This window comes from Flagellimonas marinaquae (assembly GCF_023716465.1).
GTDB lineage: Bacteria > Bacteroidota > Bacteroidia > Flavobacteriales > Flavobacteriaceae > Flagellimonas > Flagellimonas alginolytica.
In genome coordinates this window covers 14,208-30,038 of sequence record NZ_CP092415.1, presented here as the reverse complement: position 1 = coordinate 30,038, position 15,831 = coordinate 14,208, and the positions used below count along the sequence as shown (strand labels likewise).

The 15,831-nt window shown below is 41.2% G+C and carries 15 protein-coding genes; 8 read left to right on the top strand and 7 right to left on the bottom strand.

Going from position 1 to position 15,831, the window contains the following annotated elements:
- Position 1 precedes the first annotated feature (1 nt).
- Positions 2 to 694 carry a LytR/AlgR family response regulator transcription factor gene (locus MJO53_RS00145; protein WP_224836656.1) on the bottom strand — a complete coding sequence of 231 codons (693 nt, stop codon included), beginning with the start codon at positions 692 to 694 and terminating at the stop codon, positions 2 to 4.
- Between the two features lie 235 nt (positions 695 to 929).
- Between MJO53_RS00145 and rpsF the strand changes: the two genes are divergently transcribed.
- From rpsF to MJO53_RS00120, 5 genes are all read left to right on the top strand, one after another.
- Complete coding sequence (gene rpsF, locus MJO53_RS00140; RefSeq protein ID WP_224836657.1) at positions 930 to 1,268, top strand: 30S ribosomal protein S6; 339 nt, start codon at positions 930 to 932, stop codon at positions 1,266 to 1,268.
- Between the two features lie 4 nt (positions 1,269 to 1,272).
- A complete protein-coding gene (gene rpsR, locus MJO53_RS00135; RefSeq protein ID WP_014031368.1) occupies positions 1,273 to 1,569 on the top strand; it encodes a 30S ribosomal protein S18 in 297 nt (98 codons plus the stop codon).
- A gap of 13 nt (positions 1,570 to 1,582) precedes the next feature.
- Positions 1,583 to 2,035 carry a 50S ribosomal protein L9 gene (gene rplI / locus MJO53_RS00130; protein WP_252079964.1) on the top strand — a complete coding sequence of 151 codons (453 nt, stop codon included), beginning with the start codon at positions 1,583 to 1,585 and terminating at the stop codon, positions 2,033 to 2,035.
- 252 nt (positions 2,036 to 2,287) lie between these two features.
- The gene (locus tag MJO53_RS00125) at positions 2,288 to 5,419 is read left to right on the top strand and encodes a TonB-dependent receptor (RefSeq protein WP_252079963.1); all 3,132 of its coding nucleotides are present in this window, start codon (positions 2,288 to 2,290) and stop codon (positions 5,417 to 5,419) included.
- 60 nt (positions 5,420 to 5,479) lie between these two features.
- Positions 5,480 to 5,953, top strand: coding sequence for a DUF6495 family protein (locus tag MJO53_RS00120; RefSeq protein WP_252079962.1), 474 nt, complete (start codon positions 5,480 to 5,482; stop codon positions 5,951 to 5,953).
- A 153-nt stretch (positions 5,954 to 6,106) separates the two neighbouring features.
- On the opposite strand, the gene MJO53_RS00115 is transcribed toward MJO53_RS00120, so the two are convergent.
- Positions 6,107 to 6,706 (bottom strand): collagen-like protein, encoded by a 600-nt coding sequence (locus MJO53_RS00115; RefSeq protein ID WP_252081256.1) that lies wholly within the window; start codon positions 6,704 to 6,706, stop codon positions 6,107 to 6,109.
- Positions 6,707 to 6,918: 212 nt separating this feature from the next.
- On the opposite strand from MJO53_RS00115, the gene hisS reads away from it, so the two are divergent.
- Positions 6,919 to 8,301: a histidine--tRNA ligase gene (hisS, locus tag MJO53_RS00110; protein ID WP_252079961.1), complete on the top strand. Its 1,383-nt coding sequence runs from the start codon at positions 6,919 to 6,921 to the stop codon at positions 8,299 to 8,301.
- Here the strand turns inward: hisS and MJO53_RS00105 are convergent.
- Complete coding sequence (locus tag MJO53_RS00105) at positions 8,298 to 8,846, bottom strand: NUDIX hydrolase (RefSeq protein WP_252079960.1); 549 nt, start codon at positions 8,844 to 8,846, stop codon at positions 8,298 to 8,300. The genes hisS and MJO53_RS00105 overlap by 4 nt on opposite strands.
- Before the next feature lie 84 nt (positions 8,847 to 8,930).
- Positions 8,931 to 10,019: a M42 family metallopeptidase gene (locus MJO53_RS00100; protein WP_252079959.1), complete on the bottom strand. Its 1,089-nt coding sequence runs from the start codon at positions 10,017 to 10,019 to the stop codon at positions 8,931 to 8,933.
- A gap of 132 nt (positions 10,020 to 10,151) precedes the next feature.
- Here MJO53_RS00100 and MJO53_RS00095 point away from each other — a divergent pair, with 132 nt between their 5' ends.
- Entirely contained in the window at positions 10,152 to 10,841 is a 690-nt protein-coding gene (locus MJO53_RS00095) for a DUF4294 domain-containing protein (RefSeq protein ID WP_369884688.1), read from the top strand.
- Here the strand turns inward: MJO53_RS00095 and MJO53_RS00090 are convergent.
- Positions 10,838 to 11,074 (bottom strand): DUF6095 family protein, encoded by a 237-nt coding sequence (locus tag MJO53_RS00090; RefSeq protein ID WP_224836665.1) that lies wholly within the window; start codon positions 11,072 to 11,074, stop codon positions 10,838 to 10,840. The two genes, MJO53_RS00095 and MJO53_RS00090, sit on opposite strands and share 4 nt — an antisense overlap.
- 58 nt (positions 11,075 to 11,132) lie before the next feature.
- On the opposite strand from MJO53_RS00090, the gene MJO53_RS00085 reads away from it, so the two are divergent.
- The gene (locus tag MJO53_RS00085) at positions 11,133 to 12,452 is read left to right on the top strand and encodes a GntP family permease (RefSeq protein ID WP_252079958.1); all 1,320 of its coding nucleotides are present in this window, start codon (positions 11,133 to 11,135) and stop codon (positions 12,450 to 12,452) included.
- A 4-nt stretch (positions 12,453 to 12,456) separates the two neighbouring features.
- On the opposite strand, the gene MJO53_RS00080 is transcribed toward MJO53_RS00085, so the two are convergent.
- On the bottom strand, positions 12,457 to 13,350 hold the full coding sequence (locus MJO53_RS00080) for a DUF4249 family protein (RefSeq protein WP_252079957.1): 894 nt from the start codon (positions 13,348 to 13,350) through the stop codon (positions 12,457 to 12,459).
- Between the two features lie 4 nt (positions 13,351 to 13,354).
- A complete protein-coding gene (locus tag MJO53_RS00075; RefSeq protein ID WP_252079956.1) occupies positions 13,355 to 15,754 on the bottom strand; it encodes a TonB-dependent receptor in 2,400 nt (799 codons plus the stop codon).
- Positions 15,755 to 15,831: the final 77 nt, after the last annotated feature.

Below are 15,831 nucleotides of genomic sequence, written 5' to 3'. Positions count from 1 at the left end.
ATTATACGTTTGCCAGTGCTTCGGCGAGCTCTGTTTTCTTATTTCTGCTCAAAGGAATCTGTCTGCCCCCTACTTCAACGTTCTTACTGTTGAATTTTTCTATCTTCTCGAGATTCACAATATAAGATTTATGGATACGTAGAAATTTTTCGGCAGGCAATTGCTTTTCAAAAGATTTCATGGTGGATAGAATTACGATATTGGCTTCATCTGTCACCAATTTAATGTAATCTCCCAGTGCCTCTATCCATTTAATGTCGTTTAAGATAACCTTACGTTTTTTAAGGTTGCTCTTTACAAAAATGTGTTCTTCATCTTCTTCCACCCGGTTCATTTGCTCGTATTTGGCAACGGCTCTTTTTACGGAAGCTTCAAAACGGGCCAAAGTTATGGGTTTGTGAAGGTAATCGGTTACGTCGTAGTCAAACGCTTTCAGTGCATAATCAGGTTTTCCAGTGATCAGAATTACCTGTGGAGGGTTCTCTAGGGCCTCTAAAAGGTCAAATCCACTTATGATCGGCATCTCAACATCTAAGAAGATAAGATCGATATCGTGGTTTTTTAAACCATTTTTGGCTTCAATGGCGTTGCTGTACTCGGCAACCAAGGCCAAATGTGGATGATTGTTGACCAATTTTGCCACGGCCATGCGCTGCATGGAGGAATCGTCTACAATTATACTTTTTAATTTCATGAATGGGGTGATTTGTAGGGTTTTAAATCATCGGCAAAGTACACAAAAAAGACGTTTAGGAGCAACAAAAGATGTAAACATGGTCTATTTTGTTGTGTAAATTACCATATGTGTTATTTAGGTTTACTAGGTTTAACAGTGTTGATAACTCTTGTACTTAAACGAAGTTTTTTTGGTTTTCTTGCAAGAGGAAAGAATTATTCTTAATTTTGCGCTCCTTTAAAAATATAGTATAATGAACCATTACGAAACTGTTTTCATTTTGAATCCCGTTCTGTCTGAAACGCAGATAGAGGAAACAGTCAAGAAATTCGAGGATTTCTTGATTAAGAATGGTGCCAAAATGGTCTCCAAAGAAGATTGGGGACTTAAAAAATTGGCCTATCCCATTCAGCACAAAAAAAGTGGATTTTACCACTTGTTCGAATTCCAAGCACCTGGCGAAGCCATTGGACCTTACGAATTGGAATTTAGAAGAGATGAGCGCGTTATGCGTTTTTTGACCGTTAAATTGGACAAGCACGCTATTGCTTGGGCGGAAAAAAGAAGAACTAAATTAAAAGCAAAGGCATAAGGGTATGGCATCTATAGAGCAACAAGCAAAATCAAAAAAAGACGGGGAAATCAGATATTTGACCCCGCTTAATATTGAGACCAGCAAGCAAAAAAAGTATTGTAGGTTCAAAAAATCTGGTATTAAGTACATAGACTATAAAGACCCGGATTTTTTGATGAAATTGGTAAACGAGCAAGGTAAATTGCTTCCAAGAAGACTTACAGGTACTTCATTGAAATACCAAAGAAAAGTGGCACAGGCCGTAAAACGTGCCCGTCACCTAGCGTTAATGCCGTATGTTGGCGATATGTTGAAATAAAAAACACCAGAGAATGGAACTTATTCTAAAAGAAGATGTACAGGATTTGGGATTTAAGGATGATATCGTTACCGTAAAGAACGGTTACGGCAGAAACTACCTTATCCCTCAAGGTTTGGCCGATTTGGCTACACCTTCTGCCAAAAAAGTTTTGGCAGAAAACCTAAAACAAAGAGCTCACAAGGAGAAAAAGGTAATAGATGAAGCAACCAAGGTTGCCAATGCGTTGAAGCAATTGGAAATCAAAATTGCTGCAAAAGTTGGTGCAGGCGACAAATTGTTCGGATCTGTAACCAACATAGATCTTGCCGCTGCCTTGGACAAAGAAGGGCACCAAATTGACAAAAAATTCATCAATATTAAAGGTGGAGCTGTCAAAAGAGTTGGTCCTTACGAAGCCATTATCAGATTGCACAGGGAAGTTATTGTAGAATTCCCTTTTGAAGTGGTTGCGGAAGCAAAATAAACTTCAGATTATAATACTATTAAAGCCCTCCTATTTTGGAGGGCTTTTTTATTTTGATCAATGTATCCCAATAATGGCCTGTTTGATATTTTAAGGTCAACATAGCGGATAGAGCAGCATTTTCGAACATTGAATTGTTAAAAAGTAGGATTTTAATGTTTAAATTTTCGTTAATAAATCATAAAGAGTTATGGTCGGCCAGCACTTTTTTTATCTATGTTTGTAATCGAACAAACTAATAACTAACTCGTTATGAATAAAATTCAACTCTTTGGACTGCTTTTTTTATTGGTATCCACTTCTGCTTTTTCACAGGTTACCACATCCAATATTCGAGGAACAGTTTCGGATGATCAGGGTGTGCCCTTATTGGGTGCAAATGTGGTGGCCGTGCACACACCGACTGGCACACGTTATGGAGCCATAACCAACGAGGAAGGACGCTTTAACCTCCTTAATTTAAGAGTAGGAGGACCTTATGAGGTTTCCATTTCTTATGTTGGATTTAAAGCAGAGTCGCAAAATGATGTTTTTTTATCTCTCGGTAAAACATTCAACCTTAATGTCAATTTGGTATCCGATAGTCAACAATTGGAAGAAGTGGTGGTGGTATCGGATAGGGGAGGTACCTTTGGTAGTGACCGGACAGGTGCAGAAACCAGTGTAGGACGAAGGGAGCTGACCCGTTTGCCTACAATTTCAAGGTCGACAAACGATTTTACCCGATTGGAGCCCACTGCCAGTGCCGGTTCGTTTGGAGGAAGAAATGATCAATTCAATAACTTTTCACTGGATGGGGCCATATTTAATAACCCCTTTGGGCTGGATGCTGCGCAACCAGGAGGGCAAACGGACGCCAATCCGATTTCCATCGATGCCATAGACCAAATCCAAGTAAGCATTGCTCCGTATGATGTTACCCAATCCGGATTTACGGGAGCCTCCGTAAATGCCGTAACCAAAAGTGGTACAAATGAGTTCTATGGAACCGTTTATGGTTTCTACCGTAACGAGGACCTTACCGGAGGTAAAGTAAAGGGCGATGATGTGTTCAAGGCAGACCTAAGCCAGTCTCAATACGGAATCAGCATAGGTGGCCCCATTGTAAAAAACAAGTTATTCTTCTTTGCCAACTTTGAAAAAGACGATAGGACGGATTTGGGAAGTGCAGGTTTTGTTCCAAATAGAGGTACAGGAGGAATAAATGAATCTCGAGTGTTGGCCTCGGATTTTGAATTGGTTTCCAATATTTTAAGCCAGGTAACCATTGGAGACGGGCAGTTCTACGATCCAGGAAGTTTTGAAGGGTTTAATTTTGATCAAGAATCGACCAAAGGCATATTCAAGTTGGATTGGAACATAAACGAAAACAATAGATTGGCAATTATCTACAACTTCTTGAACGCCTCCAAAGAAAAGCCCGCACATCCGACCGCTTTGGGGTTCAGAGGGCCAAATCTAACCACATTGCAATTTGAAAATGCTGGTTATGAAATCAATAATAAAATTCGTTCGGTTCAACTGGAGTTAAATTCTACATTATCCGATCAAGCAATCAATAAATTACAGGTGGGATACACCCATTTTGATGATTTCCGAAATCCAAAATCCACACCGGCACCAACCATTACACTATTGGATGAAAATGGGAGTTCTAACTATATCATTGCAGGTCATGAACCTTTTTCCATTAATAACCGTTTGGATCAAAAGGTGTTTCAGCTTACCAACAACCTCAACTTTTTTGAAGGGGATCATACCTTTACAATCGGATTTTCCTTTGAAAGGTTCGAGTTCGATAACTCATTTAATTTAGGCGCCTATGGTGCTCAAGGTGTCTTTTTTCCAACGGGCTCCATAGCAGATTTTAGAGATCCGTCCAACGAAGCCGATCTCGTAGCTTTCTATCAAGGTGCATTTAATGCAGCCATAGCAGCGAACAATTCTTTGGAAGCAAATGGAGAGGGAAACCTTAATGGATGGGCTCTGGCCGAAACCAATGTGGGGCAATTGGCTTTTTATTTGCAGGATGAATGGAATGCCACGGAGAATTTTAAATTGACTTATGGAGTGCGTTTTGATCGTCCTCTTTATTTTGATTCTTCTAGAAAAGCTCAGGATGTGATCAATGTTGCCCCTGCCTATGTTCCCGATATTCCCTATGTTAACCCTAATAATGGGGAGACCGTGTTTTTTGACTCCACTAAAATGCCCACGGATCAGTGGTTGGTATCGCCTCGCCTAGGATTTAATTGGGATGTAAATGGGGACAATACCCTTCAGTTAAGAGGAGGAACTGGTGTGTTTACAGGACGTTTCCCTTTTGTTTGGTTGGGCAATCAAATAGCAAATCCAAATGTTTTCTTTTATCAAGTAGTAGACCCGGATTTTAAATGGCCGCAAGTATGGAGAACTAGCTTGGGTGCAGATTATAGATTCGACAGTGGATTGATTCTTACTGCCGACCTTTCATATTCCAAAGATGTAAACGGCCCGCACGTACAAAACTGGGGCTTGACGGAACCATCTGAAACATTGCAAGGAGTGGATACAAGGCCAGTTTACGCCGACAGTGATTTGATCAACAATGCTTATGTATTCTCCAATTCCGATAAAGGTAGAATTTGGAACGCAGTCCTCAAGGCACAGAAAACTTTTGATAATGGCTTGTACACGAGTTTGGCCTATAGTTACCTAAATTCAAAGGATGTTAATTCCATTGAAGCGGAAATAACAGGAGATGCTTTTGTGGCCAATGCAATTTCCGGTAATGCCAATGATGATGTATTGTCCTACTCGAGGTATGGCGATACCCATAGATTTGTGGGAGTTATTTCAAAGGCTTTTAAAACAGGGACCACCATTTCCGCGTTTTATGAGTACGCGCAAGGAGGAAGGTTCAACTATATTTATGGAGGAGATATCAACAACGATGGTTCGGCCATAAACGATCTTCTATATATACCCACTGCATCGGAAATTGGCCAAATGAACTTTGCCAGTGCCGATCAGGCCCAAGCCTTTGAACAATTTATTCAACAAGATGATTATTTAAGCGATAATCGAGGGGAATATGCCGAAAGATATGGAGCGTTGGCTCCTTGGAGAGGTAGATGGGACATGAAAATTCTCCAAGATATTAAGATTACCAACAAAAATACCATTCAATTAAGTGTTGATGTTCTTAATATTGGAAACTTGATCAGCTCTGACTGGGGAATTGTTGAAATTCCGCAAAATCAACAGGTTTTGGGAGTTACTGTTGACGAGAACAATGTTCCGACATATACTTTTGATACGAACTTTACTGATACCTTTAGCTCGGATACAAGCTTGTTGTCCAGATGGCAGGCTCAATTTGGAGTTCGCTATATATTTAACTAACTATTGCAGAAATACAGTGTAAAGGCTGCGCTATTGCGTAGCCTTTTTTATTTTTGCAGCATGAAATATAAAAGACTTTCTAAGGAACAACTGGAAGAACTGCACCCGGAATTTATCAACTTTTTGGCAACACAATCCATAACCGCAGACGAATGGAAGACCATTAAAGAGGAGAAACCCGATGTGGCTGAAGAAGAGATTGATGTTTTCAGCGATTTAATATGGGAAGGTGTTCTGAACAAGGTGGAGTATTTGGAGAACATTTCCGAAAGGCACATGCATTTATTTCACTTGACGGATAAGGAAATGAAGTTATTTTCTGTGAAGATTCTTAATCCCGAAATCGACCTTCGGACCGAGGTAGGTTTTGGTTGGTTCAAAAGAAATTACCAATCCGACTTTGTGGAATACCTGTCAGCTTCCAAAGCTTATGGCGAGGATAAGAATGTCGATAAATTTGAACTCATCAAGCAAGGGGCAGTAATCACTAAAGGAGAACTGTACCAATGGTTCGAGCAGATCAGGGAACATTGATTGCGAAGCGGAACTTAATTATTAAAGATTAAACCTAACCATATATAAGAATTGGTTTTAACAACCCAGAATGGGATATAATATAGTAACAAAGGGCGGCCAATTTTGGCCGCCCTTTGTTTTCGGTTGCATAGTTTGGTGTTTAATCAAAACTTATTCCAATCCATAAAATTCCATTACTTCGTGGTAATTGGCAACATCTATTCCGGCACTTTTTAAATTATTGGTTGCGGAATTTTTACCGGCCATAGAATCCGAGTTGATCTCAACCATTGCAATGTGCAAGATAGCGGATATATTTTCTGCCCATTCTGGAAAAGCGGTAGGAGTTCCATCTATATTATATGCAATCAATCCAAATAGACCTTCGGTATATTGGTACTCTAGCCTAATATCCAGACCTATAATTGTGCCTGGTAAATGGTAAAAAGAACTCTTCTCTAACTCGGAAACTTCTAAATAAACTAACAAAACATGATTTTGTAATGCCTCGGTTGTAAATTCAGGAACTTCAATACTGATTGCCCCGCCATCAGCTTGTGTAATATCGAACTCTAGCTTGGTTACATTGGCATTGCCATTTTCTCCTTGTTCCCCCTGAGGTCCTTGTTCCCCCTGAGGTCCTACTTCACCTTGGATCCCTTGTTCGCCATCTTCACCTTGAATTCCTTGTTCTCCATCTTCGCCAGAGCAAGAAAATAATAAAGTGCTGACAATTAAGCAGCTGAAAAATAAAATTTTTGAAGTTTTCATGTTGTATGGTTTAACAGTTAAAGGTTCAAAGAGAAAACAAATTCTCTCATTTTACATCTGTCAATTGATAGATGAGTGGTTTGATTTGATGGATGCTTATTTTCAATTCATATAGTTTTTGGAAAAGGATTTTAAATTTGAAGTTTTGTCTAATTCTCCAATGAAGAATAAATTTTTTAACACCGTATATTTGCACGAGAATTTAATACCACATGGCAAAAAAACCATCCATCCCAAAGGGAACCAGAGATTTTTCACCGGCAGAAGTGGCCAAGCGCAACTATATTATCCATACCATTAAAAAGCATTTCGAAACCTATGGTTTTCAACCGATAGAGACCCCATCTTTTGAGAATTATGATACTTTGATGGGCAAATATGGGGATGAAGGGGACCGTTTGATATTTAAAATCTTGAATTCTGGCGATTTTATCTCCAAAGTGGATGATGTTACCTACAGCTCCAAGAATTCAGCAACCTTGACGCCGAAAATCTCGGAAAAAGCACTCCGCTACGATCTTACGGTGCCGTTTGCCCGGTATGTGGTAATGCACCAGAACGAGATAGATTTCCCTTTCAAGCGTTATCAAATCCAGCCTGTGTGGCGTGCGGACCGACCACAAAAAGGGCGTTTTCGTGAGTTTTACCAGTGCGATGCCGATGTGGTTGGGGCCAATTCCCTGCTTCAGGAAGTAGAGTTTGTTCAACTTTACGATGCCGTTTTTACGGATTTGGGATTAGAAGGAGCTACCATCAAAATAAACAACAGAAAAATTTTATCCGGAATCGCAGAGATCATTGGGGCCAAACATTTGTTGGTCGACTTTACGGTGGCATTGGATAAATTGGACAAAATAGGCGAGGAGAAGGTAAAGGCGGAGATGTTGCAGAAAGGCATTTCCGAAGCTGCTATTGCCAAAGCACAGCCCTTGTTCGATATGTCGGGGACCGCAGCCGAGCAATTGGAAAAGCTAAAAGCCATTCTTGCTGATTCCGAAATTGGCATGCTCGGTGTGTCAGAACTGGAAGAAATTATTGCAACGGTGGACCTGCTGGGATTGCAATCGGCCAAGCTTAAGTTGGACGTAACCCTTGCCCGTGGTCTCAATTATTATACAGGCGCCATTTTCGAAGTTGCAGCGCCGAAAGGGGTAAAAATGGGTTCCATTGGCGGTGGCGGCCGTTACGATGACCTTACCGGTATTTTTGGACTAAAAGATGTGAGCGGCGTTGGTATTTCTTTCGGATTGGACCGTATTTATTTGGTTATGGAGGAGTTGGGCTTGTTTCCGGACAGTTTGGACACATCTTTGGATGTACTGTGCCTCAACTTTGGTAAAAAAGAAGCGCAAGCTGCTCTACAATTGGTGGCGGATCTACGTAGAAATGGCGTACGAGCGGATTTGTACCCTACGGATACCAAAGTACAGAAACAATTTAAATACGCAGATAAAAGAGGAGTGCCATATGTAATTCTTTTGGGTGAAGAAGAATTGAACACAAATGCTTTTGTGGTTAAAGAAATGAAGAGCGGCGGGCATAAAGCTTATGCTATTGATGCTGTGGCGAAGTTTGCCAAGGATATTTTAAACTAGACTCTTTTTTTTATTTCTTGTACAATGGTTTTGTAATAGGTAGGTCCGTGTGGGACATATTTACCCACGGAGGCCAGTCCCCAAGTTTCTTCGGCAAACTTGAACAGGGGTATCAGGGCCAAATTTTCTACTTCGTTTTTTTGTTTAACAAGTTGGTCCAGTGGTGATTTGAGTTGGCACAAGTAAATGTGATGCAGCTCGGCATCGATAAAATCCTCGGAAATTTTATGTACAGCTTTAAAAGTTCCCAGGGATTTCAGGTCAGTTTCGTTTATGGTCAGGCCTATTTCTTCCCTAACTTCCCTTATGGCCGCAGCAACAACATTCTCGCCAGCGGAAACATGCCCTGCGACCGAAACATCCCAAAGTAAAGGATGGGTGGCCTTGTTTTTCCCCCGTTGCTGTATCAAAATACGACCATCTATAGTGTATAACCAAACATGGACGGTAGGATGCAAAAGCCCTTTTTGATGGGCTTCCGATTTTAAACAGGATTTCCCCGTTGGTTTTCCATGTTCGTCCAAAATGTCGATGCGCTCATCCATATTACCTAAAGATAAAAAAAAGTCACCCCGAAAATGTTTCAGGGTGACAGAATTTTATTAGCTGAAAATATGGATGGGGTTCAGTTAATCAAAATAACTAAAAGTTTCCCCATCTTTTATATTCAACAATGTTTCGTAAATCAAGCGGATTACGTTTTCCACATCGTCCTTATGTACCGTTTCCACTGTAGTGTGCATATAGCGCAACGGAAGTGAGATCAAGGCGGAGGCAACACCGCCATTGCTGTAGGCAAAGGCATCGGTATCCGTACCCGTAAAGCGGGAAGAGGCATTTCGCTGGAAGGGTATTTTATGGGCTTCTGCAGTTTCCAAAATACGCTCACGAAGTTTGTTCTGTACCGCTGGAGCATACGAAACCACCGGACCGTCGCCGATCTTTGTTTCTCCTTCCGTCTTTTTATTGATCATTGGGGTAGTGGTGTCGTGGCAAACATCTGTAACGATTGCAACATTGGGTTTTATGGTCTGTGTAATCATTTCTGCACCACGTAGTCCAATTTCCTCTTGTACCGAATTGGTAATGTACAATCCAAAAGGAAGTTCTTTTTTGTTCTCTTTGAGCAAACGGGCCACTTCGGCAATCATAAATCCGCCCATACGGTTGTCCAAGGCCCTACAAACAAACTTGTCCTTGTTCAATATATGGAATTGGTCCGGGTAAGTGATCACGCAACCAACATGAACGCCCATTTTTTCCACTTCCTCCTTGTTCTTGGCACCTATATCGATAAAAATGTTGTCCAATTTTGGAGGCTCCTCCTTGGCTTTGTTCCTGGTGTGGATGGCAGGCCATCCAAAAACACCTTTTACAATACCATTTTTGGTGTGGATGTTCACCCATTTCGATGGTGCTATTTGGTGGTCGCTTCCTCCATTTCGGATAACGTAGAGCAAACCTTCCTCAGTAATATAATTAACGTACCAAGAAATTTCATCAGAGTGTCCTTCTATAACCACTCTATATTTGGCATCTGGATTGATTACCCCAACGGCAGTGCCGTAAGTGTCCGTAATAAACTCGTCCACATAAGGTTTTAAGTAATCCATCCAGATTTTTTGACCTTCCCATTCGTATCCGGTGGGAGAGGCGTTGTTTAAATATTTTTCTAGAAATTCGAGGGATTTTTCGTTGATGATATTATTCTTTGCCATGAATATGATTTAGTCTACAAAAATAAGAATATTCACTTTTATTTAATAACCATATCATACCTTTATCCTTACTTTTGGCAAGACTATTGAGTAAAAAATCTTATGCTGCGTAACTGCTTACTTTTTGTTTTTATGGCAATTACGGCTCTTGGGTTTGCTCAGGAGCCTGCAAAGGATTCCCTTATGGTACCGTTGGATTCCACGGTAAATGATGCTTTTGATGACTACTATGTCCGATTTGAAGGGGACTCTATTTTAATGAGTTCAATTGCCTTGGACGAAGTTTATATTTTTGGTAAACTGGAATTCGCCGACCAAAAGGATAAACTCAGATATTACATTCTTCGAAGAAAAACCTTAAAAGTGTATCCATACGCTAAATTGGCCGCTGAACGATTGGTGGAGTTGAACGATAGCCTACAGCACATCAAAAAACGGAAACACCAAAGACGTTATACCCGAAAGGTCCAAAAATATATAGAAGGGGAATTTTCCGAAGAATTAAAAAAGTTGACCCGGACCGAAGGTCAAATTCTGGTAAAGTTGATACACCGTCAAACCGGGACAACAGCCTTTGATTTGGTTAAAGAACTGCGTAACGGTTGGCGGGCCTTTTGGTACAATACCACAGCAAGTTTGTTCAAAATCAGTTTAAAGGAAGAGTTTAGGCCAGAAATTGTCCACGAGGATTATTTAATCGAGGATATTTTGCAAAGGGCTTTTGCTGCCAGTCGATTGGAGCGACAAAAATCAGTTTTGGATTACGATTATGCCCAATTGACCAATAAATGGAAAAACACACCACCAAGTGCAGAGAATTAATCTTTGGGCTTTTTTCCAAATATGGCTTCCATTACAATGCCTACCGATCTAAATCCCAAATAAATGGCCAAAATGGCAAAGAGGGCACCTAAAATTAAAACAGGCCAGTAGAATGGATGCCCTTCATTCTTAAAGGCCTGATAAATTAAAACAGGTCCCATGAACATGGCCAGTACAGTGTAACCAAACGATTTTATTCCTTTTACCAGAAGTTCCTTGTTCGTATGCCTCATGGTACCAAAGTAGGAATATTAGCTTATATTTAAAGGATATCGAACCAATAAATTAAGCATGGAGCTACTAATTCTCGGAGTTGTCGTCCTTTTTATCATTATTGCCACCGTAAAATTTAAAATGCACCCAATTTTCTCTTTGACCATTGCTGCGGTGGCCTCTGGTTTTTTGTTGGGGATCGCACCTCAAGAAATAATGTCGACCATGGCGGAAGGTTTCGGGAAAACACTTTCGGGCATAGGTTTGGTGATCGCTTTTGGAACCGTAATAGGGATTTATTTGGAAAAAACCGGAAGTACCCAGATTTTGGCCAATAGTATTTTAAAAGTAATCGGGCTTAAAAGGTCTCCTTTGGCAATTAATTTGGCGGGATTCGTAATATCCATTCCTGTTTATTGTGATTCGGGATACATAATACTTTCATCTTTGAACAAGGCCATAAGTAAAAAAACTGGTATCCCTGCTTTGGTATTTGCCATTGCGTTGGCGACCGGATTGTATTCGGCGCACGTATTTGTGCCGCCAACACCGGGACCCTTGGCCGCTGCCGCCATTTTAGAAGCTGATTTAGGTACAGTTTTAATTCTAGGGCTTTTGGTTGCGGTCCCTGTTTCTATCTCTGGTTACGTTTGGGCGCGGTTTATAGGAAAAACTTTGAACGAGGAGGAGCATAAGGAGCAAGTGGTGGAAAAAAGCGAGCTTGGCGCTACTATAAAACCATATAGAGCTTTCCTGCCTTTATTGGTGCCTATTGTTTTGATCGCTATGAATTCCATTGTGAACTACCCAACAAGACCGTTGGGGGAAGGGTGGGTGTTTTTTACTTTTGATTTTATAGGGAGTCCCGTAATTGCATTGTTGGTCGGGGTAATTTTTGCCTTTGCGCTAGGCAGTAAATTTTCGTCAGAACAAAAAAAAGATTGGGTTCCCGAAGCGTTTAGGCAAGCAGGGTCCATAGTGCTGATTACTGGGGCCGGAGGTGCATTTGGAGCCATTTTAAGGACTATGGACATTGCTTCTATCATAAATTTGGAGTCCAGTAGCGGTATTGGTGGTCTGCTGATAGCTTTTGTGATTGCAGCGGTGCTCAAAACAGCCCAGGGCTCGTCCACTGTTGCCATAATTACCACATCCGCAATTATAGCACCTTTATTGGAGACCTTTGGTTTGATTTCCATAACGGAAAAAGCACTCACAGTTTTGGCCATAGGCGCTGGGGCCATGACAGTTTCGCATATAAACGACAGCTATTTTTGGGTGGTTTCTCAATTTTCCAATATGAACGTAAAAACAGCCCTGAGAGGTCATACTTTGGGTACACTCATTCAAGGTGTAATCGGTATTTTAATGATTTTGATCCTCGATGTACTGCTCTAAAATGCTATTGGACAATAAGGCTCGAAGTATATTCCTGTGCCACGGCAAAGAAACCCAGCGCATAGTCGTTGGGCCGTTCCACATTATCCAAAATAGTGATATTGTCCAGTCCGGTAATATCGAACACATTGCCACGAACCGTTGCCACCGGAGTTTGAAAAACCCCACCATCGTTCTGGGTCTGCTCAAGAACCAAATCCATGTAGTTGTAGAATTCCTCTGTAGAGCCTAGAATACTCACGGTTACCTCGTCGCCGGCAGAAATTTCATCATCGTAGAAATAGGAGAATTCAAATTGTTGACCTTGGAAGAATTCATCTTCGATCACCAAAAACTCATTGTACATAAAATCGAACACATAGTAATTGTCCTTAGTACCATCATCGGTGAATGTTACCTTTATTTCGGTTTCATCTTCATCTATAAATGTGTCCATACCCTGTTCCAAATTGTCTATGGGCACCGTATGTGCATATTCCGTCTGCGCAAAGTACTTCCTGTCCTTGTGTGTAAGCTGTAGGATAAACACAACACCTGGCTCTGCCGAGGCAGTCCTAATTCGCTGATCTGTTGTAAAATTTGGGTCTGGAACATATACTCCTGTACCCGGTGCTTCCTCGGTCAGGTTGCAAAAAGATAGCGTTTCAAATAATCCTTCGTCTGTTAGAACCCCATAACTTATCACTGCATTTTCCACTTGTGTGGGTTGGTTCTCATCAAAAAACTGACTGGTTTCGCGCATGGTGATCCTTACGTCCACAAATTCTTCACTTTTGTCAACACGTAAAAGTCCATCAACTACCAGTCGTGCTTCCACTTCGGGTAGATCCACATCGATGGGGTCTTCGCAAGCGCCAATAATTAAAGTGATAAAAATGTATGTTATAATCCTTTTCATATCACTAGAATTTAAAATTATAGGTTACGGACGGAACTATGCCAAAAATAGCGGTACGAACGGCTTCGTTACGTCCAGTATCCTCATTTTCCCTAAAATTGATGGATGCCGCATTTTTACGGCTGTAGGCATTATAAATACTAAATACCCATTCGGATTGTATTTTCTTGCGGCTGTTCCGTTTGGGTGTTAGGGTGGCGGAAATATCCAATCGATGATAATCCGGTAACCGTTCTTTATTGCGCAAACCGTAATAGGGAACATTTACACCTTCAAACTCGAACTGACCAATGGGATAGTTGGTAGGTTGCCCTGTTTGATAAACAAAATTGGCATTGATATTCCATTTTTCGTTTAGGTCAAAGCTTCCGTAAACGGAAAGGTCGTGGGTTTTGTCATACGGAGTATTGTACCAATCCCCAAAATTGATTCCGGTCTCCAGATTGGAACGTCCAGAATCGAACCCTAGCTCCCTGCCAGGGGTTCTTTGTTCCGATTTGGAGAGTGTATAGGCCAGCCAACCCTTGAACCGTCCTTCATTTTTTCGGAACAGGACCTCTAATCCGTATGCCCTTGCCTCTCCGTTCAGTATTACCCTTTCTATAGCCTTGTTCGCAATAAGGTTGGCTCCATCTATATAATCTATCCTGTTTTGGATGTCCTTATAAAATGCTTCGGTCTCCAAACTGTATTCACCATTTTTTATATTTCTAAAATATCCCACGGCGTATTGATCCAGCAATTGCGGCTTTACAAAAGGGCCACTTGGTGTCCAAACATCCAAGGGTGTAGGGGAGTTGGTATTGGATAACAAGTGCAGATACTGGGCCAATCGGGTGTAACTTGCTTTAATGGAGTTTTTTTCCTTGAACGAATAGGACATGGAAATTCTGGGCTCCAGATTAAAAAAGGTCTTGAGGTTTTCTCCTCGCCCGGGACTAATCGTATCTATTGCCTCCCCTTCACGGTAAGTAAGGGTAAAAGGGTCAAATTCAACTGGGTTGTTGTTCTCGTATACGTAAAATTCATCTTGTCCAAAACGATTGAATTGGCTGGCCCTTAGCCCATATTGTATACTTAGGTTGTTTGTTATTTTTTGTTCTACGTCGATATATGCAGCATTTTCATTTGCATATTTTTTGGTCAACTGTTCTTCCAGAATGCCTGAGTCGGGACTGTTGGGTACAATTTTTCCGGGATTGAACACATAGTAAATACCGTTCACACCATAATTTAATTGAAACTTGTCGTTCAAGTAGTGTTTGAGGTCATATTTAATGTTAAAGTTACGAATGCCCGAATCCCATTCAAACCCCACAAAATCAAGCTCTAAACCATAATAATAATCGGAATAGATCAAAGAAAGATTGGAGAACAGTTTGTCGGAGAACAAATGGTTCCAGCGTAAATTTCCGACGGCATTCCCATAGACATTAACAAATCGCTCGTTTACATTAAAAAGGTCGCGGCCAAAGTACCCGGATAGGAATATGTTGTTGTTTTCGTTTATTCTGTGATTGATTTTTGCGTTCAGATCATAAAAGTATGCCTTGCTGTTGATGTCGAACAAGGGCAAGAACAAATGGGCGTACGAAGCTCTACCGCCAATTAAAAAGGCTGCTCTATCTTTTTGGATGGGTCCTTCCACGAGCAATCGACTGGCTACCGCACCGATACCTCCGTTTACTTTTAAATCTTTACTATTACCCTCTTTCTGAAAAATATCGAGTACGGATGAGACCCTACCACCATACCTAGCGGGAATTCCTCCTTTAAAAAGCTTGACATCCTTAATGGCATCCGGATTAAAAACGGAGAAGAACCCGAAAAGGTGGGAAGAGTTAAAAACGGTCGCCTCATCCAATAAAATCAGATTTTGGTCGGCGGCCCCACCGCGTACATTAAATCCGGAAGAGGCTTCACCGGCATTTGTGACCCCGGGCAACAACACCAAGGATTTTATAACATCTGCCTCGCCAAGTACCACGGGCACTTGCTTTATGGTCTTTGCGGCCAAAGTGGTCACGCTCATTTGTGGTTTACGGATATCCAGTCGTTCTACATCTTCCGTGACCACAACTTCCTCTAATTCTTCGGCTTTTTCAAAAAGATTAAAGTCCTGCTTCCGATTTTGGTCGAGATTTATGGTCGCTATTACTTCTTGAAAACCGAGATAACTAACGATTACCTGGTACTGCCCTTTGGGCAGGGTGATGGAATAAAAACCATATTCGTTTGTGGTCGTACCGGTTTTGAGCTCGGAAATGGCCACGGTTACTCCGATCAGGGTCTCGTTACTGGTAGCTTCGGAAATTGTACCGCTCAGTGTGTAGCGCTGTTGGGCTTGGAGCACAAAAAAATGCCCAAACAGGGCGAGCAATAGTGCAAGTAAATGTCTGGGCATTCGATTGGTTTTTTTAAAAGTACACATTTCCACAAAAGAAGAAAAATGAAAATGGTGAACTCGGGTTTTTTAACATA

Bases quoted from the DNA above. Each gene is read 5' to 3' on its own strand.
- MJO53_RS00105 (WP_252079960.1), bottom strand. From the start codon at position 8,846: ATGGATGAGCGCATCGACATTTTGGACGAACATGGAAAACCAACGGGG.
- MJO53_RS00080 (WP_252079957.1), bottom strand. From the start codon at position 13,350: ATGAAAAGGATTATAACATACATTTTTATCACTTTAATTATTGGCGCT.
- rpsF (WP_224836657.1), top strand. From the start codon at position 930: ATGAACCATTACGAAACTGTTTTCATTTTGAATCCCGTTCTGTCTGAA.
- MJO53_RS00125 (WP_252079963.1), top strand. From the start codon at position 2,288: ATGAATAAAATTCAACTCTTTGGACTGCTTTTTTTATTGGTATCCACT.
- MJO53_RS00095 (WP_369884688.1), top strand. From the start codon at position 10,152: ATGGCAATTACGGCTCTTGGGTTTGCTCAGGAGCCTGCAAAGGATTCC.
- MJO53_RS00115 (WP_252081256.1), bottom strand. From the start codon at position 6,706: ATGAAAACTTCAAAAATTTTATTTTTCAGCTGCTTAATTGTCAGCACT.
- MJO53_RS00090 (WP_224836665.1), bottom strand. From the start codon at position 11,074: ATGAGGCATACGAACAAGGAACTTCTGGTAAAAGGAATAAAATCGTTT.
- rplI (WP_252079964.1), top strand. From the start codon at position 1,583: ATGGAACTTATTCTAAAAGAAGATGTACAGGATTTGGGATTTAAGGAT.
- MJO53_RS00085 (WP_252079958.1), top strand. From the start codon at position 11,133: ATGGAGCTACTAATTCTCGGAGTTGTCGTCCTTTTTATCATTATTGCC.
- MJO53_RS00145 (WP_224836656.1), bottom strand. From the start codon at position 694: ATGAAATTAAAAAGTATAATTGTAGACGATTCCTCCATGCAGCGCATG.
- MJO53_RS00100 (WP_252079959.1), bottom strand. From the start codon at position 10,019: ATGGCAAAGAATAATATCATCAACGAAAAATCCCTCGAATTTCTAGAA.
- rpsR (WP_014031368.1), top strand. From the start codon at position 1,273: ATGGCATCTATAGAGCAACAAGCAAAATCAAAAAAAGACGGGGAAATC.
- MJO53_RS00120 (WP_252079962.1), top strand. From the start codon at position 5,480: ATGAAATATAAAAGACTTTCTAAGGAACAACTGGAAGAACTGCACCCG.
- MJO53_RS00075 (WP_252079956.1), bottom strand. From the start codon at position 15,754: ATGCCCAGACATTTACTTGCACTATTGCTCGCCCTGTTTGGGCATTTT.
- hisS (WP_252079961.1), top strand. From the start codon at position 6,919: ATGGCAAAAAAACCATCCATCCCAAAGGGAACCAGAGATTTTTCACCG.